At 35.2% G+C, this 25,660-nt stretch carries 21 protein-coding genes and 1 pseudogene; 16 read left to right on the top strand and 6 right to left on the bottom strand.

What is annotated here, in order from left to right:
• The first annotated feature begins 10 nt into the window (after positions 1-10).
• From proC to HNQ00_RS16400, 5 genes and pseudogenes are all read left to right on the top strand, one after another.
• Entirely contained in the window at positions 11-787 is a 777-nt protein-coding gene (gene proC, locus HNQ00_RS12905; protein WP_173838917.1) for a pyrroline-5-carboxylate reductase, read from the top strand.
• A 254-nt stretch (positions 788-1,041) separates the two neighbouring features.
• The gene (locus HNQ00_RS12900; protein WP_173838916.1) at positions 1,042-1,434 is read left to right on the top strand and encodes a hypothetical protein; all 393 of its coding nucleotides are present in this window, start codon (positions 1,042-1,044) and stop codon (positions 1,432-1,434) included.
• Positions 1,431-1,643, top strand: a complete 213-nt coding sequence (locus tag HNQ00_RS12895; protein WP_173838915.1) for a hypothetical protein — start codon at positions 1,431-1,433, stop codon at positions 1,641-1,643. Before HNQ00_RS12900 ends, HNQ00_RS12895 begins: the two co-directional genes overlap by 4 nt.
• A gap of 26 nt (positions 1,644-1,669) precedes the next feature.
• Positions 1,670-2,620 (top strand): annotated as a pseudogene (locus tag HNQ00_RS12890) (2-hydroxyacid dehydrogenase); the annotation flags it as partial.
• Complete coding sequence (locus tag HNQ00_RS16400) at positions 2,597-3,031, top strand: VOC family protein (RefSeq protein ID WP_371739273.1); 435 nt, start codon at positions 2,597-2,599, stop codon at positions 3,029-3,031. The pseudogene HNQ00_RS12890 and the gene HNQ00_RS16400, both read left to right, overlap by 24 nt.
• A gap of 62 nt (positions 3,032-3,093) precedes the next feature.
• Here HNQ00_RS16400 and HNQ00_RS12880 read toward each other — a convergent pair whose 3' ends face one another.
• Complete coding sequence (locus HNQ00_RS12880) at positions 3,094-4,896, bottom strand: GNAT family N-acyltransferase (protein ID WP_173838914.1); 1,803 nt, start codon at positions 4,894-4,896, stop codon at positions 3,094-3,096.
• 136 nt (positions 4,897-5,032) lie between these two features.
• Here HNQ00_RS12880 and HNQ00_RS12875 point away from each other — a divergent pair, with 136 nt between their 5' ends.
• The 3 genes from HNQ00_RS12875 (at position 5,033) to HNQ00_RS12865 (ending at position 7,909) form a co-directional block, all read left to right on the top strand.
• A complete protein-coding gene (locus HNQ00_RS12875) occupies positions 5,033-5,797 on the top strand; it encodes an exodeoxyribonuclease III (protein WP_173838913.1) in 765 nt (254 codons plus the stop codon).
• Between the two features lie 27 nt (positions 5,798-5,824).
• Positions 5,825-6,766, top strand: coding sequence for an OmpA/MotB family protein (locus HNQ00_RS12870; RefSeq protein ID WP_173838912.1), 942 nt, complete (start codon positions 5,825-5,827; stop codon positions 6,764-6,766).
• Between the two features lie 105 nt (positions 6,767-6,871).
• On the top strand, positions 6,872-7,909 hold the full coding sequence (locus tag HNQ00_RS12865) for an aldo/keto reductase (RefSeq protein ID WP_173838911.1): 1,038 nt from the start codon (positions 6,872-6,874) through the stop codon (positions 7,907-7,909).
• A 77-nt stretch (positions 7,910-7,986) separates the two neighbouring features.
• Here HNQ00_RS12865 and HNQ00_RS12860 read toward each other — a convergent pair whose 3' ends face one another.
• The 5 genes from HNQ00_RS12860 to panC all read right to left on the bottom strand — a co-directional run bounded on the left by HNQ00_RS12860 (position 7,987) and on the right by panC (position 13,205).
• Positions 7,987-8,319 (bottom strand): SdpI family protein, encoded by a 333-nt coding sequence (locus HNQ00_RS12860; RefSeq protein WP_173838910.1) that lies wholly within the window; start codon positions 8,317-8,319, stop codon positions 7,987-7,989.
• A gap of 25 nt (positions 8,320-8,344) precedes the next feature.
• The gene (locus tag HNQ00_RS12855; protein WP_173838909.1) at positions 8,345-10,306 is read right to left on the bottom strand and encodes a transglycosylase domain-containing protein; all 1,962 of its coding nucleotides are present in this window, start codon (positions 10,304-10,306) and stop codon (positions 8,345-8,347) included.
• Between the two features lie 160 nt (positions 10,307-10,466).
• Positions 10,467-11,828 carry a DNA repair protein RadA gene (gene radA / locus HNQ00_RS12850; protein ID WP_173838908.1) on the bottom strand — a complete coding sequence of 454 codons (1,362 nt, stop codon included), beginning with the start codon at positions 11,826-11,828 and terminating at the stop codon, positions 10,467-10,469.
• Between the two features lie 133 nt (positions 11,829-11,961).
• On the bottom strand, positions 11,962-12,312 hold the full coding sequence (gene panD, locus HNQ00_RS12845) for an aspartate 1-decarboxylase (protein ID WP_173838907.1): 351 nt from the start codon (positions 12,310-12,312) through the stop codon (positions 11,962-11,964).
• A gap of 14 nt (positions 12,313-12,326) precedes the next feature.
• The gene (panC, locus tag HNQ00_RS12840; RefSeq protein WP_173838906.1) at positions 12,327-13,205 is read right to left on the bottom strand and encodes a pantoate--beta-alanine ligase; all 879 of its coding nucleotides are present in this window, start codon (positions 13,203-13,205) and stop codon (positions 12,327-12,329) included.
• 78 nt (positions 13,206-13,283) lie between these two features.
• On the opposite strand from panC, the gene HNQ00_RS12835 reads away from it, so the two are divergent.
• The 8 genes from HNQ00_RS12835 (at position 13,284) to HNQ00_RS12800 (ending at position 25,660) form a co-directional block, all read left to right on the top strand.
• A complete protein-coding gene (locus HNQ00_RS12835; protein ID WP_173838905.1) occupies positions 13,284-14,087 on the top strand; it encodes a glycogen/starch synthase in 804 nt (267 codons plus the stop codon).
• Between the two features lie 23 nt (positions 14,088-14,110).
• The gene (locus HNQ00_RS12830) at positions 14,111-15,715 is read left to right on the top strand and encodes a DUF4270 domain-containing protein (RefSeq protein WP_173838904.1); all 1,605 of its coding nucleotides are present in this window, start codon (positions 14,111-14,113) and stop codon (positions 15,713-15,715) included.
• A gap of 3 nt (positions 15,716-15,718) precedes the next feature.
• Complete coding sequence (gene glmS, locus HNQ00_RS12825) at positions 15,719-17,563, top strand: glutamine--fructose-6-phosphate transaminase (isomerizing) (protein WP_173838903.1); 1,845 nt, start codon at positions 15,719-15,721, stop codon at positions 17,561-17,563.
• A 206-nt stretch (positions 17,564-17,769) separates the two neighbouring features.
• Positions 17,770-20,604 carry a TonB-dependent receptor domain-containing protein gene (locus HNQ00_RS12820; RefSeq protein WP_173838902.1) on the top strand — a complete coding sequence of 945 codons (2,835 nt, stop codon included), beginning with the start codon at positions 17,770-17,772 and terminating at the stop codon, positions 20,602-20,604.
• Between the two features lie 39 nt (positions 20,605-20,643).
• Positions 20,644-22,209, top strand: coding sequence for an SGNH/GDSL hydrolase family protein (locus HNQ00_RS12815; RefSeq protein WP_173838901.1), 1,566 nt, complete (start codon positions 20,644-20,646; stop codon positions 22,207-22,209).
• 245 nt (positions 22,210-22,454) lie between these two features.
• Positions 22,455-23,966 (top strand): F0F1 ATP synthase subunit beta, encoded by a 1,512-nt coding sequence (gene atpD / locus HNQ00_RS12810; protein ID WP_173838900.1) that lies wholly within the window; start codon positions 22,455-22,457, stop codon positions 23,964-23,966.
• A gap of 78 nt (positions 23,967-24,044) precedes the next feature.
• Positions 24,045-24,326, top strand: coding sequence for a FoF1 ATP synthase subunit delta/epsilon (locus tag HNQ00_RS12805; protein ID WP_173838899.1), 282 nt, complete (start codon positions 24,045-24,047; stop codon positions 24,324-24,326).
• Between the two features lie 185 nt (positions 24,327-24,511).
• Positions 24,512-25,660 carry an aminotransferase class I/II-fold pyridoxal phosphate-dependent enzyme gene (locus HNQ00_RS12800; protein ID WP_173838898.1) on the top strand — a complete coding sequence of 383 codons (1,149 nt, stop codon included), beginning with the start codon at positions 24,512-24,514 and terminating at the stop codon, positions 25,658-25,660.

The raw sequence follows: 25,660 nt of genomic DNA, 5'->3' as shown, positions 1-25,660 counted from the left end.
ACGACTAAAAATGAATATTCACATTATTGGAGGTGGGAATCTAGGCGCCTCTGTGGCGATAGGTTTAGCTAAGTTTTCCAGCAACCATAAAATTACAGTTACACGTAGAAACATTAGTAAAATTACACATCTAGAACCACTTGGAATTACTCTTTCTACAGATAATACACATGCAATTCAAGAAGCCGATTTGGTGATTTTGACTGTAAAGCCGTATCAGGTGGATCTTGTTTTGTCAGAGATTTTGCCGGTAATAAAAAATAAGATAATTGCCTCGGCTGTTACAGGTCTTTCTACAGAAGCTTTGCAGAATAAAATAGGGCAGGAGCATCAAGCAATCCGAATCATGCCTAATATTGCAGCACAATTTGGAGAGTCAGCTACTTGTATTTCTTTTCATGAGAGCAATGCGACTCAAGGCCAAAAATTGGTTACACTTTTTGCTGATTTAGGGACTGCTCCAGTAATTGACGAGAAATTAATGGATGCTGCAACAGTGTTAGCTGCCTCAGGGACTGCCTTTGCATTGCGTTATATTCGTGCCTCCATGCAAGCAGGAATCGAAATAGGTTTTGACTGGCAAACTGCTTTAGAAATTTCTGCACAAACTGTAAAAGGTGCTGCAAAAATGTTGATGGAAGAGCAAGTACACCCAGAGCAATTAATTGATCGTGTAACTACGCCACAAGGCTGCACTATTGCAGGATTAAGCGAAATGGAATCACATGGCTTTAGTTCGTCAATAATACGAGGAATAAAAGCTGCATTAAAGAAAATCAAGGGATAGTTACAGCAAATACTGTTTTGGGCATGCCCCCATAAAATAAAAGGGTCTTATCAGCAATGTCTTGATAAGACCCTTTTTTTTATGGCGTCGGGCTATACGCGCTACTTCGGTAGCTAGCTGCTATCCCTCATGCGAGCTCATTGTTCATTGATGCGTCAGTTATAATTGTAAGCTAAGGCATTTGAAAATAGTAGGTTATTTAATTTTCAAGTAGCCATTTGCGTATATTAGTACCTTGGTTAAAAATAGTCTTTATGAAAAAAATGATCTTGTTTGTTGCATTAATGCTGTGTATTAGTAGTTGTTCATCAACTAGTGATTCAGTTTTGACTGGGAAATCTATTGTAGGTAAATGGCAATTAGTTAAGATGAGCGGAGGAATTACAGGTAAAACCATAATGCCAACGGTAATTAGCGAGATTGTTATTTCGAAAACAGATGTTAAGATATACGAAAGTGGTACTTTGATCGCAACTGAGCATTATAGATTAGCAACTAAAAAATCGATTTCTGGTGGAGAAAAACAAATGCTTGTTTATACTTCTGGCAGTCCAAGTCAATGGTACGTTTTAGAAGGAAATAAATTGCTTTTAAATGATGAATGCTATGATTGTTATCAAAAAGAATATATAAATATGAAATTATGAAACCAACTTATAAAATAATGCTGAAAGCTTTTGTGGCAGGAGGAACTGTATTTGCTGTAGTTATGGCAATGTGGGATCTTATAGACAGTAAGCAGTTTAACGTATGGAAATTTATGATTAATTTAATCTTCTTTGGGTTATATGTGGCTTTGTACATGCGATACAATTATAAAAAGCAAATACAAAAAATTCCTAATTCTAATTTGTAACTTTGGGCAACAGAAAATAATAGATCATGTTGCATCCCGAAAATATCAAAATACTACATATCGATAGCAATAATTCCATTATGATGGAGCAATTGCAAGCGATAGGATTTACAAATCATACCGATTTTTCTTCGACTAAAGAAGAAGTAGAAGCTAAGATTCACGACTATCAAGGAATCGTTATTCGCAGTCGTTTTAAGATTGATAAGCAGTTTCTTGATAAAGCTACAAATTTACAGTTTATAGCACGTGTAGGCGCTGGTCTAGAAAGTATAGATTGCGAGTATGCAACTAGTAAAAATGTAACGCTAATCGCTGCTCCTGAAGGAAATCGCAATGCCGTTGCAGAGCATACCTTAGGGATGATCCTTTCCCTTTTTAATAAATTAAACACAGCCGATAAAGAAATTCGTTCCGGACACTGGAATCGAGAAAGTAACCGCGGTCACGAGCTCGATGGTAAAACGGTAGGAATTATTGGCTACGGAAATATGGGAAAATCGTTTGCCAAGAAACTACGTGGTTTTGATGTTGAAATTTTATGCTACGATATTCTAGAAAATGTTGGCGATACAAATGCAAAGCAAGTTTCTTTTGATGAATTTCAGCAAAAAGTTGAGGTTTTAAGTTTGCATCTTCCGTGGACTCCAGAGACTGATAAAATGGTTAATACTGCTTTTATAGATGGTTTTGTTGAGCCTTTCTGGATTATCAATACCTCACGAGGGAAGAACATTGTAACAGCTGATTTAGTTGCAGCAATGAAATCTGGGAAAATTTTAGGAGCTGGCTTAGACGTACTAGAATATGAAAAATTGTCCTTTGAAACTTTGTTCCAAGAAGACAATACACCAGAGGCTTTTCAATATTTATTGGATGCTCCTAACGTTATTTTGACACCTCACGTTGCAGGTTGGACATTTGAAAGTCACGAGCGCCTTGCACAAGTGATTGTGGATAAAATTAAATCTAGGTATTTTGGGGAATTAAAAGTTGATACTATAGAAAAACGGGTAACAGGAATTGGAGGATTTTTCTTCAAGGCTCAAAATTCTAAAAACCTTGTGAGTTGGTACGCTAAGCATTTAGGTTTAAAAACTGACGATTATGGTTCCACTTTCTGGTGGGTAGATCAACATGGAAATGACTGTTCGACACAATGGTCGCCCTTTGCGGCAGATACTACCTATTTTGAACCTAGTGAAAAGCAATTTATGCAAAACTTTAGAGTTGAAAATTTAGAAGTACTTTTAAGTCAATTAAAAGAGGAGGGAGTTACCGTAGTAGGAGAGATGGAAAGTTTTGATTATGGAAAGTTTAGTTGGATACTTGATCCAGAAGGAAACAAAATAGAGTTATGGGAACCTATTGATAGCGTTTTTAAATAACTAAGCATAAAGTAAAAAGTCTCGACATTGTCGAGACTTTTTACTTTATAGTATTGGGGAGATTACTCTTCCTTGTCAGCTAGTTTACGCTCTAATTCGGCTTGAAATTCTTCCATAACCGGTTTCATTGTGCTCTCAGGTATATCAGCAATTCTAATGTACATTAAACCATCTACGGCATTGTTAAATAAAGGGTCTACATTAAAAGCAACTACTTTTGCATTCTGCTTAATGTACTTTTTTATTAACACTGGTAAACGTAAAACACCAGGTTCTAGTTCATCGATAATTTTATCAAACTTATTTAAATCGGCTTCTGTTTCATTGAAGATAAAATCTTTATCAGCGTCTTTCAATTTAACTTTGTAGGCCTTTTTAGGGTGGATGTATTGGGCAATATACGGATCGTAATAATTCGACTTCATAAATTCAATCATCAGCGATTTTGAGAAGTCAGAAAATTGATTGCTAATACTTACGCCTCCAAGTAAAAATTTATGTTCAGGGAAACGTAGCGTTGTATGAATAATCCCTTTCCATAATAGGAACAAAGGCATTGGTTTTTGTTGGTATTCTTTGATAATAAACGCACGGCCCATCTCGATAGATTTGTGCATCATGTCGTGTAAATCGTTTTCGAATCTAAAAAGTTCGTTTAAGTAGAAACCTTCTATTCCATATTTAGGAAAAATCTCTGATCCTAATCCCATTCTATAGGCACCAGCAATCTTTTTAGCTTCTTCATCCCATAGAAATAAATGGTGATAATAGGTGTCAAATTTGTCTAAATCAATCGACTCATTTGTTCCTTCGCCTACCTCTCTAAAGGTGATTTCACGTAAGCGACCTATTTCATGTAATATGCTAGGAATGCTTTTCGCTTCTGCAAAAAAGACTTCGTAGTTTTTACTTTGCAATAATCTACAGTCTGTATCGCGAAGTGCTTTTACTTCGGCAATCATCTTGTCACTATTTGCAGGTGTTGCAATTTCTTTAGGACTTCTTGGTAATTTTAAATGCGGTGTATTGATCAATTTGCTTTCCTTTTCAAAAGGATTAGCAAGCATGTATGTTTTCTTTCTTAAAAATTCTGAATAGCTTTCTAGTGATTTATGTTCGTTTTGTTCTGCTACAGAAATAGCTTTCCCTACACGAACTTTTATAACACGATTTTTTTGACTAAAAACTTCCGAAGGTAGTTTTGCTGTTCTAAAAGTGCCACTTATTTTCGAAAGCAAATAAAACAAACGACTGTTTTTTGCATGAAAATAGATGGGAACAACGGGAACTTGTGCTTTTCTAATTACTTTGATAGCTCCTTCTTCCCAAGGTTTGTCTACCATATGTTGCCCGTCTTTGTAGCTAGAAACTTCTCCAGCAGGAAACATTCCTAGAGGTTTTCCATCACTTAAATGACGTAAGGTTTCTTTGATTCCTACCACGCTTGATTTTACATCCTTATGATTTTCAAAAGGATTAACAGGCATGATGTATTTTTTTAAAGGCTCAATGCGGTGCAAAAGGAAATTGGCAATGATTTTAAAATTAGGCTCTCTTTCAAGCATTAATTTCAACAAGAGAACACCATCAATACCACCTAGCGGGTGATTTGAAATGGTGATATATGCTCCTTCTTTAGGGAGTCTTTTTAAATCTTCTTCTGGAATTTCAAATTTGATCTGTAAATCATCTACGATACCGTTTAAAAAAGCAACATCTTTAAGGTGTTTGTTTCTATCGTAAACTTTATTGAGTGTAGATATCTTAAGTACTTTCATTAATAACCAACCGGAAAAGGTTCCGAAAACCCCATATTTCTCAGCATTTATAGCTTTTGCAACTTCTTTGGCGGTAACTAAACCCATTTATTCTTCATTTTTTGAGCGAAAAACAAAGATAGAAAAAAACTCTATCAACTAGCTATTTCGTTCTGTATTTTCGGGACTTAGTGCCATATATTTTTTTATTTTTAGTACTTTTGAAAAACAAAATTGAAAAAAAATGCGAATAATCTCCTATAATGTAAACGGAATTCGAGCCGCGATTTCCAAAGGTTTTATCACTTGGCTGCAACAGGCAGACCCCGATGTAATTTGTCTTCAGGAAATTAAAGCAACGCCAGAGCAAATTCCCTTAGCTGATTTTGAAGCAGCAGGATATCCTTATCACTATTGGTTTCCAGCAACAAAAAAAGGGTATAGCGGTGTTGCAATTTTATCGAAAGTAAAACCAAATAACGTGGTTTACGGAACTGGAATTGAACACATGGATTTTGAAGGTAGGAATATTCGTGTTGATTTTGATACGCTTTCAGTTATGAGTTTGTATTTACCTTCTGGAACAAACAAGGAACGTCTAGATCATAAATTTATGTACATGGATGATTTTCAAAATTACATCACTGCTTTAAAAATAGCAATCCCCAACCTTGTGATTTGCGGTGACTACAATATTTGTCATGAAGCCATCGATATTCATGACCCAGTGCGTAATAAAAATGTTTCTGGGTTTTTGCCTGCAGAACGCTCATGGCTAACTGATTTTTTAAATAATGGATTTGTAGATAGTTTCCGTTTTTTAAATAAAGAGCCTGATAATTATACCTGGTGGACCATGCGTGTTCCCACTGCGAGGGCTAATAATAAAGGCTGGCGTATTGATTACTGTTTAGTGAGCGATCCTCTTAAAGAAATGATAAAAAGAGCGGTTATATTGCCAGAAGCAAAACATTCTGACCATTGTCCCGTTTTAGTAGAAATAGCATAAATTAATTGCACTATAAAGAAGAATAAAATGATAAAGAAAATAGCAATAGGTATTGTAGCAATCACATTAGCGAGCTCATGTGTGTCTAAAAAAATATATGCAGACTTAGAGAATAAGTACACCGATTTAAAAAAAGAAAATAGAACCTTAGCAGATACAAATGCAGATCTATCTTTAGACAAAAATCACTTAGAAACGACTAAGGATTCACTAAATAGTGAATTGGGGAAACTAAAATCAGAGCGTGAAAAGCTACTTGCTGAACAAGCTGCTTTAAATTCTAAGATGAATTTACTTCAAGATTCGTATAAAGCGCTAGAGCGAAATAGCAGTGATGCTTTGCAAGCTAATATGAAGAAAAATAGTGATTTACTAGCTGAATTAGATGCTAAAGCAAAAGCACTTTCTACAGAACAAGACCGATTAAGTAAGAGCACACAGCGCTTGAGTGAGTTAGAGTCACTTGTAGCTGCAAAAGAGGCTGCAATGAAAAAATTAAAAGAGACTTTGTCTAATGCCTTGAATAGTTTTGAAGGTAAAGGATTAACTGTTGAACAAAAGAACGGGAAAGTGTATGTTTCTATGGAGAACAAACTACTTTTTAATTCTGGTAGTTGGTCAGTTGGGCCAGAAGGAAAGAAGGCTGTAGTTGAAGTAGCAAAAGTGCTAGGAGACAATCCTGATATCTCGGTTTTAATTGAAGGGCATACTGATAACGATGGTTTCTCTAGTTCAGGACCTATTGCTAATAACTGGGATTTATCTACAAAAAGAGCAACTTCTATCGTAGCTATTTTAGGGGAGAATGCAAATGTTAACAAACAAAACTTAACTGCTGCTGGTAGAAGTGAATATGCTCCGTTAGCATCTAATGCTACCTCAGAAGGCAAAGCTAAAAATCGTAGAATCGAAATTATTTTGACTCCTAGATTAGATGAAATCGCTGATATGTTGAAAGACATCAACTAGACAGCTATTAATAAAAAGTTAAATTAGGTTCAAAGATATTCTTTGAACCTTTTCTATTATAAAACCTTTGTAACTTTGGTTTTTGTTAATTTGAATACATATACAATGAAATACACTACTTTACCAAATACAGATATAAAAGTCAGCAAAATTTGCCTTGGAACAATGACTTATGGTCAGCAAAATACAGAGGCGGAAGGACATGCTCAAATGGATTATGCTCTCGATCGTGGTGTGAACTTTTTTGACACCGCCGAAATGTACTCTATTCCAGCAAGTGAAAAAACGTATGGTAGCACAGAAAAAGTGATTGGTTCTTGGTTAAAAAAATCAGGAAAGCGTGACCAAATTGTTCTAGCGTCTAAAATAGCGGGTCCAAATCCTAATTTCACCTATATGCGTGACAAAGTAGATTTTTCGGCTGCTAGTATTCACTACGCCTTAGACAATAGTTTGCAACGTTTACAAACAGATTATTTAGATTTATACCAGTTGCACTGGCCTGAGCGCAAGACAAATACTTTTGGGCAGCGTAGTTTTACACTACAAGATGATGAGTGGGAAGATAATATTCATGAAGTTTTGACAACACTTGACGGCTTAGTTAAAGAAGGTAAAATTAGAAACATTGGTATTTCTAATGAGAATGCTTGGGGAATTATGCGTTTTCTTGAAGAGAATAAATACAATAATTTACCGCGTATTAAAACAATACAAAATCCTTACTCGCTATTGAATCGTCTGTTTGAAACGGACTCATCTGAAATTTGTTTTCGTGAAAACGTAGGTTTATTAGCGTACTCGCCAATGGGTTTTGGAGTGTTATCAGGTAAATTTCTAACTGGTGAAAGCCATCCTAAAGCTAGAATCAATTTATTTCCACAATATACAAGGTACAATAGTGCGCAATGTACCGAGGCTACAAAGTTGTATCATGAAATAGCGGTAAAAAATGGTTTGACATTAACGGAGCTTGCTTTAGCTTTTATTGAACAGCAACCTTTTTTGACAAGTACCATTATTGGTGCAACTACAATGGAGCAATTAAAGGAGAATATTGACACAATCAATGTTACTTTGACTGGTGATATACTTAAAGAAATAAATAAAGTACAAGAGTTGATCCCTAATCCAGCTCCATAATTATAATTTTCGAAAATATAAAAGGCCTTACAGACAAGATTTGTAAGGCCTTTTATGTTTTATAACAGCTAATTTCTTTAAAACTTATCTTTTATTGCATTTTCAGTTTTTATGTAAACTATGATTCCAGATACTATTGCAATCGTTACGGCAACAATAAATCCTATTAAATCAGATAGAAAGAAGCGGGAGCCAAAGTAGGAAATTACAATTGATACTAATCCAAAAATAATAGTGAGTTTTGCAGCATATTTTTGAGCAAAATCCCAGGACTGCTGTGACATTGAAGCGCTTTTTGTACGGTATCCTTTTTGGTTTCTGCTTTTTGGAGGAAAGACATATTCGATCAAACCAATGATAACTTGAACGATGCCTATGATAAGTAGCGTTAATGAAAATGTATTGTCCATTAGAATTAGCTAAAATAGTTGTTTTTTAAAAATTGAATTCATTGACGCTATTAATAGAATCTTTTGGGATGCTATCTTGAACTTTTATTCTAAGATAAGATCGTGCTGGTCCTGATATAAACAAGGGCATGGATTTATACAAGCTGTCATCTGGTGCTAATAGTCCTCTTTTAAGCATGATATTTGTTAAAAAACGCTCTTGCTGCGCGGCACTTTCTTTCAAGCTCCCTTCGGCATTAAATTGATACATGAATTTTTTGGGACTTGGTATAATACGAGCTAAGTACAAGCATTCATTAAGGTTTAGTTGAGCAGGTGTTTTTTGAAAGTAAAACCTACTTGCTTCACCAATTCCGTACACATTGGGTCCCCATTCGATGATGTTAAAATAAACCTCCAGCATGCGTTCTTTACTAACAATGCGATTGTTCTCTAAAATATAAACGAGTAAGATCTCTTCCAGTTTACGTGACAACGTTTTTTCACGAGTTAAAAACACATTTTTTATCAGCTGCATGCTTATGGTGCTTGCGCCTCGCGAGAATTTTTTAGTCTTTATGTTCTTTGCAATGGATTGTTTGAAAGCTTCATTTATAAATCCGTGATGCGAGAAAAAGGAAGGATCTTCGGTGGTGAGTACACACTTTTGTAAATAAGGCGATATCGACTCCATAGGAGTGTAATTTGGGTTTACTGTTCCTACTAATATTGGGCGTTGCAAGACATTGTCAATAATGGCTCTGTAAATAAATTCACCATTTAACTTGGTTAAATTCGCTTCGCCATATTTTGTGATTCTAAGATTTTCTTTATTGATATTGCTGTCAAAAACTAGTTGATTAGGCTTGTTTTTATTGTATTCGAAATTAAGTTTGTAGTCAAAATTCCCTTCTGCTTGCATTCCTTGAAAATTAGTAAATAATCCATCTGGTAAAGAATTTATAAAACTTTGCGCTTTCATCTTGGGAATTGCAATTCTCAATTTGTAGATGGTGTCTTTTTCAGTTTCTAATGAAAGGTACGGTTTAAATTTAATCTCGTTAAACTGCGCTGTAGAGTTGTTGTCAATTGCAATGGAGTTAGGACCTAACAAGAAGCGGTAGTCAAAACGTGCTTTTTTAATCAATACATCTTTACTCGCTATTTTAGGGTGATTGATTTTTAAATTGACAATAGATGTAAAACCATCAATGTGCAATTGTCCTCCAGTTTTATCGATGTTTTTAATATTTAATCTAATAGAGTCAAAACTTGAAATTAGATTGTAACGCTCGTCAAAGTAAGGTACTTTTATGGCGCCAGTATCTCTATTAAAAAAACGTAGATCGGCTTTTTTATTTCTAGGATCGGCATAACCTTTTATGTTCCATCTTTGTATAAAAGTGTTGGTTTGAACATTTATAGCAGTTTCTAATTTGCTATTATTCAAAACCAGTTTCTGAATATTGATTGTAGCTTTTTTACCGTTATCATCTAATTTGAATTTTAGCTTTTCAATTTTCATGTCGGTAGGAACTAGATTTAGTGCTGTGGTTATAATACGGTAGGCAAAATCGGCGTAGTCTCTTTTATCATTAGTGGTAACTGCTGTGCTATCTTTTTTTAAGAAAGCAGCAAAGTTTTTTAGAGTGCCTTTTTTAGTAAGCTGTACATAACCATTATTTATTTTTAAAGTTCCTAACTGGATATCCCCCGTAAATAAACGCCAGAAATTAATACTAGTCTCCATTTTTTGAATGTTGAAAAGGGTGTCAGCAGCATTAGGTTTTAAGCTAATTTGAGTTAATCTTATTCCGTTGAAATCTGTGAATTCTGCTTTGCTTATTTTTAATTTGCTGTCATAGTTTTGATCTAAGTGCAGTGTAGTTTTTGCAATTGCCTGATCAAGTAACTGTTCTCTAAAAATGAAAAAGCCAACAGCAACTATTAGTAGTAATCCTGCTAAACTTGCTAGGGTGATGATTGTTATTTTCTTTTTATTTTTCATTAACTTGTGTGCAAAGAGGTGGGGTAAAATGCTAAGTAGTACTACTGTTTTTATAGGGTAAATTTACTAAAAGACAGTTTTTGTGTTTTAGTGAATCACGCAAATTGTTGTTTAATCGCTATATTTTTTTTATCGAAAGGCAAGTTAAATATCCTTATTTCTAACCAAACAACATGCTGGCAACATCTTCAATTTTTGTGACTAGCTGAATTTTTATTCCTGGATTTTTTATAGCTATCTTGTTGTATTTAGATACAAATATGGTTGAGAAACCTAGTTTTTCAGCTTCTTGTATTCTTTGATCAACACGATTCACTGGTCTAATCTCACCAGAAAGGCCTACTTCTCCAGCAAAGCAAAAATCTTTATTCACAGGGATATCTTCGTTACTCGATAAAATAGCAGCAACAACAGCTAAGTCAATTGCAGGATCATCTACAGATATTCCTCCCGTTACGTTTAGGAATACATCTTTGGCGCCAAGCCTAAAACCGGCTCTTTTTTCTAATACAGCTAAGATCATGTTTAATCTTTTAGCATTATAACCTGTTGTGCTACGTTGTGGTGTACCGTAAACGGCGGTGCTCACGAGCGATTGGATTTCGATCATTAAAGGTCTCATCCCTTCTAAGGTTGTAGCAATAGCTGTTCCTGAAAGTTCTTCATCTTTGTGCGAAATCAGTATTTCTGATGGATTTGAAACCTCTCTTAAACCGCTGCCTAGCATTTCGTAAATCCCGATTTCGGCTGTAGAACCAAAACGGTTTTTTAAGGATCTTAATATTCGATACACATGATTGCGATCACCTTCAAATTGTAAAACGGTGTCGACCATGTGTTCCAGTATTTTAGGTCCAGCGATGTTTCCGTCCTTTGTGATATGGCCTATCAAAATCACAGGTATGTTAGTTTCCTTGGCAAATTTTATAAGTTCGGCGGTAGTTTCTCTAATTTGAGAAATACTCCCAGCGGTCGATTCAATGTAATCAGTATGTAAGGTTTGTATCGAGTCAATAATCACAATTTCTGGCTGAATGGCTTCTATTTGCTTGAAAATATTTTGCGTTTTTGTTTCCGTCAAAATGTAGCAATTGTCACTTGTGGGTGTGATTCTTTCAGCACGCATTTTTATTTGTTTCTGACTCTCTTCACCAGAAACGTATAATGTTTTGTAAGGCAATTTTAAGGAAACTTGTAAAAGTAAGGTGCTTTTTCCTATACCTGGTTCGCCACCTAATAAGGTAAGTGATCCAGGAACAATTCCGCCACCAAGGACTCTGTTTAGTTCTGCATCAGTAGTATTCATTCGAATCTCTTGCGTAGAATCGATTTCGGTAATTCTAAGTGGTTTTGGAGCTTTACTCTGTACAGTTGGTTCTGTTTTCCAGGCAACTTTCTCTTGTTTCTGTATAATTTCTTCGGCTATTGTATTCCATTCTTTGCATGAATTACATTGTCCTTGCCATTTAGCGTATTGAGCGCCACAACTTTGACAGAAAAAACTTGTTTTAACTTTTGCCATGAGAGATTGATTATTGAAAATTTTATGCTGTTGCTAAAGTAGTGTATGTGAAAGTATTTTTTGCTTTAAGCGAATAAAAAAATCCCCATTAAAAAAATATTTTTCAATGGGGATTAGTATAATTTTGAGACTGCTAAGTTAGCGAGTTGTCTTTTTCATTAGGGAAAATAATCCATGGTTTGAAAGTTTTAGCTTCTTCAAACTCTAGAGTAGCATAGGCAATAACGATAATGATATCGTCTTTTTGCACCTTTCTAGCTGCTGGGCCATTTAATGTAATTACACCAGAATTTTTCTCGCCTTTTATCGCGTAAGTTTCAAAACGTTCTCCATTATTAACGTTAACAATGGCAACTTTTTCTCCTTCGATAATGTTTGAAGCTTCTAGAAGTGTTTCGTCTATAGTAATACTACCGATATAATTTAAATCGGCTCCTGTTACTTTTACTCTGTGGATTTTTGATTTTAATACTTGAATTTGCATGCTACAAAAGTATATTAATTTAATGAAATGGTATCTATTAATCGAATATTATTCACAAAAACAGCAATAAATGCGCGGTAGGTTTTTGTGTCAATTTTTTCTTCTAAAGGCAATAAGCTCTCTTCCTCTGCAATTTGGAAATATTCCAATTCAAAGGTATGTGATTGTATAAAAGCACTAGCCACATATTTATTGAGTTGCTCTGTAGTATGAGTGGGGAATTTATCTTTAACTTCAAGTAAGATTTTATAAATAAAAGAGGCTTCTGCTCGTTGATCAGCTGTTAACCGTTCATTTCTAGAACTCATAGCAAGACCATTTGCCTCTCTAAAAATTTCGCAGCCTATTACTTCTACCGCTAAATGATGTTTTTCGACCATTTTCTTGACGATTTGAAGTTGTTGAAAGTCTTTCTCTCCAAAGTACGCTTTTGTAGGCGACACAATTTCGAATAATTTCTTCACAATTGTTCCTACACCATCATAGTGACCTGGTCTAAATTTACCTTCCATTTGATGCTCTAATCCATCAAAGTCAAATGGATCTGAAGAGACATTCTCTTCATATATATCATCCACTGATGGGGCAAAAATAATTATACTCGAATCAAAAGCGCTTATTTTGGCTACATCTTGATCAAGAGTTCTAGGGTATTTTAGAAGATCGTCTGGGTTATTAAATTGAGTGGGATTGACAAAAATACTCACTACTGTGAAATCATTTTGAGTAGTAGATTGTTGCATTAACGATAGGTGTCCTTGATGTAGAGCGCCCATTGTAGGGACAAAGCCAATAGTGGAATTACTAGTCTTAATAGCTAACAAATGAGCTATCAAATTGGCTTTTCCATTGAAAATATGCATCGTTATTTTATTTAAATTATATGCAAACATAATATATTAGTTAATAACTGCATAAAATTTTGTAATTTTGCGTGGTTTTTATTACCAATAAACTAAGCAAATTACAATATGAAAGATAAGAGGATATTATATGTATCATCTGAAGTGGTGCCTTATTTAGCTGAGAATGAAGTTTCTTTAATGTCTTATGATGTACCTAAGATGGTCAATGATCAAGGAGGGCAAATAAGAATTTTCATGCCTAGATATGGAAATATAAATGAGAGAAGGCATCAATTACATGAGGTAATTAGACTTTCAGGTATGAACTTGGTGGTTAATGATCTGGATATGCCTTTAATTATTAAGGTCGCTTCAATACCAAAAGAACGCATACAAGTTTACTTCATTGATAACGAAGAGTATTTTAAAAGAAAAGCCACATTTGCAGATGAAGATGGGGTGATGTACGCAGATAATGACGAGCGTGCTATATTTTTTGCAAAAGGTGTAGTAGAGACTGTTAAGAAATTAAACTGGGTTCCAGATATTATTCATGTTCACGGTTGGATGGCAGCAATGTTACCAATTTACATGAAGCATTATTATAAAAATGAAGCCTTATTTTCAGATACTAAAATCATAACCTCTGTTTATAGTCAATCTTTTGAAGGGACTTTAGACGCAGAAATGATTAATAAAATTCATTTAGACGGTGTTCCCTTAGATGCTATCGAAAATTTAAAGAGCCCAGATTACGAGAGTATAATCAAAGCTACAATAGATCATTCTGACGGAGTAATTATTGCTTCTGAAGGGGTGTCTTCAAGTTTAACAAAATATATAGAAGGTTCAGGGAAACCTTTTTTACCTTTCGTCGCTAAAGATGCTTTTGCTGAAGCATATATCAACTTTTATAACAACGAGGTATAATAAATTTTAATTTTTTTTAGTATATGTTTAATAGTTCTTTTTTTAAGAAAATTCTTCTAGCCTCTGTCGCTATTTCTTTGTTCTCATGTGATAAAGATATCAATACTATTGGTGATGGAATTGTAGGAGATGACCATTTTGGTTTTGAAAAGTTGACTTCAGAAGTGGTTGCTTATAACCAGAAAATTAGCGCAGTACAATCAAACAACCTTCCGGTTAATGCATTAGGTATCTATGATACAGAAGCATTTGGTACTACAACAGCTAATTTCAACACCCAAGTGGCTTTGCAGACTGTGGCGCCTACATTTGGAAATAATCCAGTGATAGAAAGTGTTGTTTTGACAATACCTTATTTTAGTGTTCAAAAGTCAATTGATGTAAATGGGGACAGTACTTATGAATTAGATTCTATCTACGGTCCATCTGACGCTAAAATAAAATTAAGCGTTTATGAGTCTGGGTATTTTATGCGTGCTTTAGACCCAGATACTGGTCTTAAAGAAACTCAGAAATATTATACAGATCAAAATGCTGATTTTGATAATGTGAAAGTGGGTGCTCGTTTAAATAATTCTACTGATGTTACAGAGAACGATGCATTTGTATTTAGTGCAGCCGAGTATAAATCATCAGTTACCACTGACGGTGTTACTACAGTTACTAGAACAAAACCAGGTATGAGACTTAATTTAAATAAGTCTTACTTCAAAACTAAGATTATTGACGCTGCTACTTCAGGAAAATTAGCAACTGCAGATACTTTTAGAGATTATTTTAGAGGACTTTACTTTAAAGTAGAAAAATCTGGAAGTAGCCCATCGGCATTAGCGATGTTGAATTTTAGAGAAGGTAAAATCACAATTAATTATAAAGAAGATACTTCAGTTACAGATAATAGTCGTGTTGATAAATCAGTTGTTATAAATCTAACAGGTAACACGGTAAGTTTACTACAAGAAAGTAATAGCAAACCAGCCTATACTGCTGCTACAACGAATGCAAATAAGACTACTGGAGACGAAAAGCTTTACTTAAAAGGAGGTCAGGGATCAATGGCAATAGTTGAACTTTTTGGTAAAGACTTATATGGCTCAGATGGAAAAACGGGTGCTCCTAATGGTGTTGCTGACGAATTAGATGTTATTAGATCTAGTGGTTGGTTGATAAATGAAGCAAGTCTAGTTTTTCACGCTGATGGTACAACTTCAGGAAATGATGCGAAGGTAAATAGAATCTACCTATATGATGTTGATAACAGTACAGTAGTAAGGGATCATTCGTCAGATAATACAACTGCTACATCAATTAAATCTGGAAAAATTATATTTAGCGGTTTGTTGAATAAAACAAGTGAAAGTGACAATACATATAAAATTAGAATTACTGATCAAATCAGGAATTTAATACAAAACCAAGACTCCACTAACGTAAGATTAGGTGTCGTTGTTACTGAGGATATTAATACAATATCTGTAAGTAAATTAAAAGTAGCAAATAGTACTATTGAAGATGTTGCTACGGCATCTGTTATGAGTCCGCAAGGAGTTGTTTTATATGGTTCAAAGGCAGTTAATGCTGATAAAAGGTTAAAGTTGGAAATTTATTATACAAAATCTAATAAGTAATATATGTGTGGAATTGTTGGATATATAGGTCATAGAGAAGCTTATCCTATAGTAATTAAAGGATTGCAGCGCTTAGAGTATAGAGGATATGACAGTGCTGGGGTTATGGTTTATGACGGTAAAGATATCGTCGTGAGCAAAACAAAAGGTAAGGTAGTTGATCTTGAGCAAAAGTCAGCTGGAGTTGATATGAGTGGTACAATTGGTATAGGACACACTAGATGGGCTACTCACGGAGTTCCTAATGATGTGAACTCACATCCACATGTTTCTAACTCAGGTGATCTAGTTATCATACATAACGGAATCATAGAAAACTATGCTCCATTAAAAGAAGAATTAATAAAAAGAGGATATGTATTTCATTCGGATACAGATACCGAGGTTTTAGTTAATTTAATTGAAGAAGTTCAAAAGAAAGAAAAATTAAAACTTGGAAAAGCAGTTCAAGTTGCTTTAAACCAAGTTGTAGGTGCATATGCAATTGCAGTTTTCGATAAAAAAAATCCTAACGAAATTGTTGCTGCCCGTTTAGGTAGTCCTTTAGCAATTGGAATTGGAGAAGGGGAATACTTTATCGCTTCTGATGCTTCGCCTTTTATCGAATATACATCTAATGCGGTTTATCTTGAGGATGGAGAGATGGCAAACATCAGACTTCACAAGCAGATGAAAGTTAGAAAAATTAAAGATGACAGTTTAGTTGATCCTTATATTCAAGAGCTTAAAATGAATTTAGAGCAAATTGAAAAAGGAGGGTACGATCACTTTATGCTTAAAGAAATTTATGAGCAGCCTAGTGTAATTAAGGATACTTATAGAGGGAGGTTACTTGCTAACGAAGGAATAATTCGTATGGCTGGTATCGAGGATAACTTAGAGAAATTTTTAAACGCTGATCGTATTATCATAGTGGCATGTGGAACATCATGGCATGCAGGATTAGTTGCAGAGTATATTTTTGAAGAATTTACAAGAGTACCTGTAGAGGTTGAGTATGCTTCTGAATTTAGATATAGAAATCCTATTATAGGACCTAAAGACGTAGTCATTGCTATTTCACAATCAGGTGAAACTGCAGATACTATGGCGGCTATTAAATTAGCTAAGGAAAAAGGAGCTTTCGTATTTGGAGTATGTAATGTTGTTGGTTCGTCGATTTCTAGAGAAACACATGCAGGGGCTTACACGCATGCTGGACCAGAAATTGGTGTGGCTTCAACTAAGGCTTTTACAACTCAAATTACTGTTCTTACTATGATTGCTTTGCGTTTAGCTAAAGCAAAAGGGACTTTGTCGAATACAGATTACCACATGTATCTGCAAGAATTAGAATTGATTCCTGAAAAAGTAAAAGAAGCTTTAGGTACAAATGATATTGCTAAAGAAATTGCAGCAACTTTTGTTGATGCTCCTAACTGTCTATACTTAGGTAGAGGGTATAATTTTCCTGTTGCATTAGAAGGAGCGTTGAAGTTAAAAGAAATTTCATACATACATGCCGAAGGATATCCAGCAGCTGAAATGAAGCATGGGCCTATTGCCTTAATCGACGAACATATGCCAGTAGTGGTAATTGCGCCGAGAAAAGGGCATTATGACAAAATTGTCAGTAATATTCAAGAGATAAAATCTAGAAGTGGTAGAATTATTGCTGTTGTGACTAAGGGTGATACTGAAGTTCGCAAGCTAGCTGATTTCGTAATTGAAATACCAGAAACTTCAGATGCGTTGTCTCCTTTGTTGACTACAATTCCTTTACAGTTATTATCGTATCACATCGCTGTGATGAGAGAATGTAATGTAGATCAACCTCGAAATTTAGCTAAATCAGTTACTGTAGAGTAATCTTTTATTATAGATTTTAAAAAAGCGAGATGTGAAAACATCTCGTTTTTTTTTACATTTAATTGGTTTTGTAGACTGAGAAATCGAGGTAAACTTTAAAATCCTATCCTTCAAATTTAACATATAATTATTATTTGTCTTAATTAATTGTTAATTTAAAATTTTTGATGTAGTTTAGTTGGACTAATCTTAAAATGGGCCAATAAATGAGAAATTATCTAATTATTTTAATTGCATTCGTTGCAAATATCAGCTTCGCGCAAAATTCTGTTTCAGGGATTGTGCAAGAAGCTTCCAAGCAATCAATAATAGGTGCTAATATAACAGTCGTGGGTAGTTCTGATGGCGCAGTTACTGATGCACAAGGAAATTTTAACCTGAGAACTTCTAGTAAGTTGCCGTTTTCGATTGAGATTTCAAGCGTTGGTTTTGAGTCTAAAAGGCTAACAATTACGAGTAAAAATCAAAAAGTTGTTGTGGTACTGAGTGAGGAAGACAATCTATTAAATGAGATTGTAGTTTCAGCATCTCGTACGCCTGAGCGTGTGCTAGAGTCTCCTGTCACAATTGAAAGAATGGGTGTTGCTGATATTAAAAAATCGGCTTCTGCTTCTTTTTATGACGGACTAGAAAACATGAAAGAAGTTCAAATGAACACGAGTAGTTTATCTTTTAAGTCTATTAATACACGTGGTTTTGCTACTGTGGCAAATACACGTTTTATGCAATTGGTTGACGGGATGGATAACGCGTCACCATTATTAAACTTCGTTTTAGGAAATATGATTGGTATTTCAGAAATTGACGTTCAAAGCGTAGAGCTTCTACCAGGGGCTTCCTCTGCGCTGTATGGCGCAAATGCTTTCAATGGTATTTTGTTCATGACAAGTAAAAATCCATTTACAAGTCCTGGGATAACGGCTTATGCTAAATTTGGGCAGACTTCTCAAAAAGCTGCAGGTAATAATGATTATGTTGATTACGGAATTCGTTTAGCACATGCTTTCAGTCCTAAAATTGCAGCTAAAGCTAATTTCACCTATATGCGTGGTACAGACTGGTTTGCTACAAATACAGATGATAAAACTGTTGCAGGTAGAGATAGAAGTCATTATGGGTATGATGGTATCAATGTATATGGAGACGAGGTTTCTACTGTTATACCTGCGCCAACATTGCCTTCTGAAAAAGTTTCACGAACAGGTTATAATGAAATAGATCTTACTGACAATAAAGCGAGTAACACCAAAATTGATTTCTCTTTACATTATAGACCTTTAGGGGATGAAAATCTTGAGGTTATCTGGCAAAGTAAGTTTGGTTATGGTAACGCTGTTTATCAGGGGGCCAATAGGTATTACTTAAATAACTTTTTTATGCAACAACATAAATTAGAGGTAAAAGGTAAAAACTTTTTTGTGAGAGGGTATACTACTACTGAGGACGGTGGTCAATCCTATGATATGTTATTTACGGGAATAAACATCAATAGACAATGGAAATCAGATACGAACTGGTTTACAGATTATGGAAATGCATTTGCTAATGCTACTTTGGCTGGTCAAAAGCCTGAGCAAGCACATGCTGGAGCAAGAAATTTTGCAGATTACAATATTAGCCCAACGGGTTTAATAGGAGGGTTAGTGTTAACTCCTAATATCAATGGTAATGATGCTAGAGGGACAAGGTTATTACCAGGTACACAAGGTTTTAAAAATGCATTTAATAAAGTTATTGCTGGAGAAGATGTTCTTACGGGTTCTAAATTAGTAGATAATTCAAAAATCTACCATTCTGATGCTAATTATAACTTTAAAGATTTAATACAATTTGCAGAAATTCAAGTTGGAGGTTCTTACAGACAATATGAGTTGAATTCTCATGGTAGAATTTATACCGATGCTAATGGTCCTATTTTTTATAATGAATACGGTGCTTATACACAGGTATCTAAAAAAATGATAGATGATCGTCTTAAATTTACTGGATCTGTGCGTTACGATAAGTCTAAAAACTTTGATGGTAATGTCTCTCCTAGAGTCTCACTTGTTTATTCTGGAGGGGAAAGTAGAAAACATAATTTTAGAGCGTCGTTTCAAACTGGTTTTAGAAACCCATCTACGCAAGATCAATACATTGGATTTAATGTAGGAAGTGCGGTATTATTAGGTTCTGCTCCTGATAACTTAACTCGTTTTGTAGAGACAATAGATATTAAAGGCGATGTGGGTAAGGCACTTAATAACGGAAATACTTCGCAAACCATTGATGGTACAAGAGCCTATAATAATTCTTACCTTGCTTCATCTGTTTTAGCATTTGCTGCAGCTGGAAATCCTGCTTTATTGCAAAAAACTAATGCTAGTTTAGTAAAGCCTGAGGAGGTAAAGGCTATTGAATTAGGGTATAGATCATTTATCAATAAAACATCAATTGATATCAATGGTTACTATAATGTCTACAATAATTTTATTGGTAATTTGAATGTTGTTACTCCATTGTACGGAGAAGCTATAGATGGTGGTGGGTTAACAAATCCTGAAGGACCAAAAGCTTTACAAGCATTGCAAAGTGGTAATACACGTACTTTCCAATTGTACACTAATACGCCTTTAGAAATTAAATCATTAGGTTTCGGAATTGGTTTGGGTAGAAAAGTTTACAGAGATTTTGAAGTAAGTGTAAATTACAACTACGCAGATTTTAGTTTTGATCAATCAAAAGACCCTAGTTTTGAAGCAGGATTTAATACGCCTAAACACAGAGCTAAAGCGTCATTTGGAAATGAAAAATTATTTGAAAACTTTGGGTTCAACATTAGCGCTAGATATAGCAGTTCTTACTTATGGCAATCTTCTATGGTTGATGGTATGATTGATGCTGCAACTGTTGTTGACGCTCAGGTAAATTATAGTTTTCCTAAGTTAAAGTCAATATTAAAAATTGGTGCTGCTAACATTGGAGGTAAGGAATATGCTCAGGTGTTAGGTGCTGGTCTAATTGGTCAGCAATATTTCGCTTCGTGGACAATAACGCCATAAGCATATAAATATTCCTTAATAAAATAAAAATATTTAAAAATGATAAAAAATTTAAAAGCGCTACTATTGGTCTCATTAACTGTGGTAGCTTGTAGTACTGATGATTCAAACGACGCAACGTCGGAAGCAGCTGCAACTCCAGGTTCAGCGGTATTTAGTAAATATGTTGCATTAGGGGATTCTTTTGCAGCTGGATATAGTGATGGCGCTCTTTTTATACAAGGGCAGCAAGGTGCGTATCCCAATCTTTTAGCACAGCAGTTTGTTGAAGCAGGCGGGGGTGAATTCAAGACTCCTTTGGTATCTGATAATATTGGTGGGCTATTATTTGCTGGTAATCCAGTGGCTGCTGTAAGATTGTATTTCAATGGTGCAGGTCCTGCTCCTGTTAATGGAGCTCCCACAACAGAGGTTACAGCTCGTATTGCTGGTCCCTTCAATAATTTAGGAGTTCCAGGGGCTAAGAGTTACCATTTAGTGGCTCCAGGATATGGAAGTTTTGCAGGGGTGCCTACAGGAGCTGCTAATCCCTATTATGCTCGATTTGCAACTTCAAATACTGCAACTGTGATAGCTGATGCCTTGGTACAAGCGCCAACTTTCTTTTCATTATGGATAGGTGGTAATGACGTTCTTGGTTATGCTACATCTGGTGGAGTTGGTGTGAATCAGACGGGTAACGCAAATCCAGCTACTTACGGCTCAAGTGACATTACTGATCCTGCAGTTTTTGCAAATATATATTCAAGCTTAATTACTAATTTAACGGCTAATGGGACTAAAGGTGTTGTGGCTAATCTACCTTATGTTAATACGCTACCTTATTTCAAAACAGTTCCTTACAATCCTATATCTGTTAAAGTACTAGGGGCAGGAAGTGTCGCTGTAGGGGAGGCAACAGTTGCCCAGCTTAATTCCCTGTTGTACGGACCATTAAATGCTGCTTTAACAGCTTTTCAAGCAGGTGATCGTATTAAATTATTATCTGCTACGACATCAAACCCTTTATTGATTAAAGACGAGTCTTTGCCTAACTTAGCTGCTCAGTTGACTGCTGCCTTCACTCCTTCGGTAGGAGCGCAAACGGCAGCTTTTTACGGTGCTGTTTTTGGTCAAGCGCGTCAAGCCACAGCTGCTGATCTAGTTTTATTGCCTACTCAGTCAGTTATTGGTGCTGCTCCTACTCCTAGTAACTCTGGTATTGGAATGGCTCCGCCTTCTCCTTTAAATAAATTTGGAATTACTTTTCCCTTGCAAGATGCTCATGTTTTAATTCCATCAGAGATTGCTGAAATAAAAGTAGCTACAGATGCTTATAATGTAACCATTCAAGCAGCAGCAGATTCAAAAGGATTGGCATTTGTTGATACTAAAGCGATTATGACACAGTTATCAACGGGGGGTGTTGTAGCAAATGGCTTTACCACTACGTCTACTTATGTTACGGGAGGGGGCTTTTCATTAGATGGAATACATCCAAGTCCAAGAGGTTATGCTCTAATAGCAAACGCTTTCAGCACTGCAATAAATGAAAAGTATGGATCAACGTTGAAAAAAATTGATTTAAGTCTATATCAAATATTGTTTCCGAAAGTAATTCAATAAATCGAAAGTAAATTTATAGGTAAAAGCCAACTGTTTTTTTACATGTTGGCTTTTATTTATAATAAAATCGAGTGCGTACGAGCATTTTAGAACGGTTATTTTTATCTTAAAGTTTTTTATGTAAAAAATTATTGATTTTTTATTTTAAAAAATTATCTTTGCACTCTGAAAAAAGGATGTAATCGATAAGTTTCGATTAGTTTTATTTCATAAACCTAAATAGCTATTTAATAAATACATAAGTAATGTCAAAAGTAATAGGAAAAGTTGCGCAAATCATTGGTCCAGTAGTTGATGTAGTTTTCAACGGTAAAGATGTTGAACTTCCAAAAATTTATGATTCATTAGAAATCACAAAAAAAGATGGTACTTTATTGGTACTTGAAGTACAATCTCATATCGGAGAGAACACTGTTCGTACCATTTCAATGGACTCAACAGATGGTTTGAGTAGAGGTTATGAAGTAGTAGGTACTGGGAACCCAATTCAAATGCCAATTGGAGCAGATGTTTACGGACGTTTGTTTAACGTAATTGGTGATGCAATTGATGGTTTACCTGAATTGCCTAAGACTGGTGTAAACGGAATGTCAATTCACCGTCAAGCTCCTAAATTTGAAGATTTATCAACTTCGTCAGAAGTTTTATTCACAGGTATTAAAGTAATCGATTTAATTGAGCCTTATTCAAAAGGGGGTAAAATTGGATTGTTTGGTGGAGCCGGTGTTGGTAAAACAGTATTGATTCAAGAGTTGATCAACAATATCGCAAAAGGTCATGGTGGACTTTCAGTATTCGCAGGAGTAGGAGAAAGAACACGTGAAGGAAATGACTTACTTCGTGAGATGTTAGAGTCAGGAATTATAAAATACGGTGATGATTTCATGCACTCTATGGAAAATGGAGGATGGGATTTATCTAAAGTAGATTTACCAGGAATGAGAGAGTCAAAAGCTACTTTCGTTTTCGGACAAATGAATGAGCCACCAGGAGCTCGTGCTCGTGTAGCACTTTCTGGATTATCTATCGCTGAATATTTCCGTGATGGTGCAGGAACTGATCAAGGTAAAGATGTATTATTCTTTGTTGATAATATCTTCCGTTTTACTCAAGCAGGTTCAGAGGTTTCGGCTCTTTTAGGTCGTATGCCATCTGCAGTAGGATACCAACCAACATTAGCTACAGAAATGGGAGCGATGCAAGAGCGTATCACATCTACAAATAAAGGATCTATTACATCTGTACAAGCGGTTTACGTACCTGCGGATGATTTAACTGACCCGGCACCAGCAACAACGTTTGCTCACCTTGACGCAACAACTGTATTGTCTCGTAAGATTGCTGAGCTAGGTATTTATCCAGCGGTTGACCCGTTAGATTCTACTTCTCGTATCTTAACACCACAAATTCTTGGTGATGAGCATTATGACTGCGCACAAAGAGTGAAAGAAATTCTTCAAAAATACAAGCAATTGCAAGATATTATTGCGATCTTAGGTATGGAAGAATTATCTGAAGAAGATAAATTAGCAGTTTCTAGAGCACGTCGTGTACAACGTTTCTTATCTCAACCTTTCCACGTAGCGGAGCAGTTTACAGGATTAAAAGGAGTTTTAGTAGATATCAAAGATACTATCAAAGGATTTAATATGATTATTGACGGTGAATTAGATCACTTACCAGAATCAGCTTTTAACCTTAAAGGTACTATCGAAGAAGCTATCGAAGCTGGAGAAAAAATGTTAGCAGAAGCTTAAAAAATAGTTTAAGGTTTAAAGTTTAAGGTTCACAAGCAACTTTAAACTTTAAGCTTTTAAACCTTTAACTACAAAAATATGTTATTAGAAATAGTATCACCAGAGGCATCTTTATTTAAAGCAGAAGTTACTTCAGTAGCTGTACCAGGTGTTGATGGTAGCTTCCAAATATTAAATAATCACGCGCCCATAGTTTCAATACTTGAAAAAGGAATCGTGAGTATATCTGCTCCATCTTTTCAGTTAAGTAAAGAAGCATCAGCGATCTTCACAAAGATTAATGATCAAAATTATACACTAGCGATTTCTTCTGGAACGTTAGAAATGAAAGACAATAAAGTGATTATTTTAGCTGACTAAAACGTTTCACAATATTATATATTTAAAGCCAAGCATTTATGTTTGGCTTTTTTATTTAGGAGCTATTCCAGCTATTCATTACAATCTTTTACATTTTTTAAAGAAAAAAAGTAAAAGGATTTTCATTGCTATCTGGGCTAGAGGATAACTGCTTATTTTGCACAATAATTCATAACTTTGATGGCATGAAATTACCTGAAAATCTTCTCAAAAAACTTCATGTTCGCAACAGCGAAAATGCACTTAGAAAATTACCTAATGTAAGTGATCTAATAGATTTTACATCAAATGATTATTTAGGACTCTCTCAATCAGAAGTTATTTTTAATCGAACGCATCAATTTTTAATCGACAATAAGTATTTTCAAAATGGGGCGACAGGCTCGCGATTAATATCTGGAAATCATCCTTTGTATCAAGTAACAGAGGATTACATTGCCCGATTCCATCAGGCAGAAGCGGCATTAATTTTTAATTCAGGTTATGATGCAAATGTTGGTTTTTTCAGTAGTGTGCCTCAAAAAGGAGATTTAATTCTATACGACGAACTCTGTCATGCCTCGATTAGAGACGGAATCAAGTTATCTAATGCAAAAGCATATAAGTTTACCCATAACGATTTTGAAGAGCTAGAGACGCTTCTTAGGCGTCATAGCACAGAGAATATCTATGTCGTTATCGAAAGTGTTTTCTCAATGGATGGCGATACGCCCAATCTCCAGGAGTTGGTAGGTATTTGTAAAAAGCACAAATCCTATTTGGTTGTAGATGAAGCACATGCTTTGGGTGTTTTTGGTGATAAAGGGGGAGGCTTGGTCCAAATGTTGGGATTGCAGGAAGAAGTTTTTGCCCGAATCATGACTTTTGGTAAGGGTTTGGGTTGCCACGGTGCAGCTATCCTAGGTTCAAATGAGTTAAAACAATATTTAGTGAATTTTGCTCGTAGCTTTATTTACACAACAGGAATGTCACCACATGCTGTAGCTACAATTTTGCACGCATATCAATTTCTAGATACCAATAATAATAGCTTAGTTGACTTGAGATCCAATATTGTTTATTTCAACCAACAAAAAATGCTATTGGGTTTAAAACCAATGTTTGTGCAATCTAAATCTGCAATTCAATCAGCAATAATTCCTGGCAATCAAAAAGTGAAAGCAATAGCACAAAAGTTTCAAGATAGTGGCCTCAATGTTAAAGCAATACTATCTCCTACAGTTCCAGAAGGACAAGAGCGACTCCGTTTTTGTTTACATAGTTATAATTCGAAGGAAGAAATCTCAAAAGTCTTGAGTTTGTTGAGTACTTTTGTTTTTTCGCCCACAGATTAA

Origin of the sequence: Flavobacterium aeripolare (assembly GCF_013294025.1) — a bacterium.
In the GTDB taxonomy this organism is placed as follows: Bacteria; Bacteroidota; Bacteroidia; order Flavobacteriales; family Flavobacteriaceae; genus Flavobacterium.
The sequence above is the reverse complement of the archived record's forward strand: the minus strand, read 5'-3'. Positions and strand labels throughout refer to the sequence as shown.

Bases quoted from the DNA above. Each gene is read 5' to 3' on its own strand.
- HNQ00_RS12865 (WP_173838911.1), top strand. From the start codon at position 6,872: ATGAAATACACTACTTTACCAAATACAGATATAAAAGTCAGCAAAATT.
- HNQ00_RS12800 (WP_173838898.1), top strand. From the start codon at position 24,512: ATGAAATTACCTGAAAATCTTCTCAAAAAACTTCATGTTCGCAACAGC.
- radA (WP_173838908.1), bottom strand. From the start codon at position 11,828: ATGGCAAAAGTTAAAACAAGTTTTTTCTGTCAAAGTTGTGGCGCTCAA.
- HNQ00_RS12815 (WP_173838901.1), top strand. From the start codon at position 20,644: ATGATAAAAAATTTAAAAGCGCTACTATTGGTCTCATTAACTGTGGTA.
- panD (WP_173838907.1), bottom strand. From the start codon at position 12,312: ATGCAAATTCAAGTATTAAAATCAAAAATCCACAGAGTAAAAGTAACA.
- HNQ00_RS12870 (WP_173838912.1), top strand. From the start codon at position 5,825: ATGATAAAGAAAATAGCAATAGGTATTGTAGCAATCACATTAGCGAGC.
- HNQ00_RS12875 (WP_173838913.1), top strand. From the start codon at position 5,033: ATGCGAATAATCTCCTATAATGTAAACGGAATTCGAGCCGCGATTTCC.
- HNQ00_RS12855 (WP_173838909.1), bottom strand. From the start codon at position 10,306: ATGAAAAATAAAAAGAAAATAACAATCATCACCCTAGCAAGTTTAGCA.
- HNQ00_RS12860 (WP_173838910.1), bottom strand. From the start codon at position 8,319: ATGGACAATACATTTTCATTAACGCTACTTATCATAGGCATCGTTCAA.
- proC (WP_173838917.1), top strand. From the start codon at position 11: ATGAATATTCACATTATTGGAGGTGGGAATCTAGGCGCCTCTGTGGCG.
- atpD (WP_173838900.1), top strand. From the start codon at position 22,455: ATGTCAAAAGTAATAGGAAAAGTTGCGCAAATCATTGGTCCAGTAGTT.
- HNQ00_RS12820 (WP_173838902.1), top strand. From the start codon at position 17,770: ATGAGAAATTATCTAATTATTTTAATTGCATTCGTTGCAAATATCAGC.
- HNQ00_RS12900 (WP_173838916.1), top strand. From the start codon at position 1,042: ATGAAAAAAATGATCTTGTTTGTTGCATTAATGCTGTGTATTAGTAGT.
- HNQ00_RS12895 (WP_173838915.1), top strand. From the start codon at position 1,431: ATGAAACCAACTTATAAAATAATGCTGAAAGCTTTTGTGGCAGGAGGA.
- panC (WP_173838906.1), bottom strand. From the start codon at position 13,205: ATGTTTGCATATAATTTAAATAAAATAACGATGCATATTTTCAATGGA.
- glmS (WP_173838903.1), top strand. From the start codon at position 15,719: ATGTGTGGAATTGTTGGATATATAGGTCATAGAGAAGCTTATCCTATA.
- HNQ00_RS12880 (WP_173838914.1), bottom strand. From the start codon at position 4,896: ATGGGTTTAGTTACCGCCAAAGAAGTTGCAAAAGCTATAAATGCTGAG.
- HNQ00_RS12805 (WP_173838899.1), top strand. From the start codon at position 24,045: ATGTTATTAGAAATAGTATCACCAGAGGCATCTTTATTTAAAGCAGAA.
- HNQ00_RS12830 (WP_173838904.1), top strand. From the start codon at position 14,111: ATGTTTAATAGTTCTTTTTTTAAGAAAATTCTTCTAGCCTCTGTCGCT.
- HNQ00_RS12835 (WP_173838905.1), top strand. From the start codon at position 13,284: ATGAAAGATAAGAGGATATTATATGTATCATCTGAAGTGGTGCCTTAT.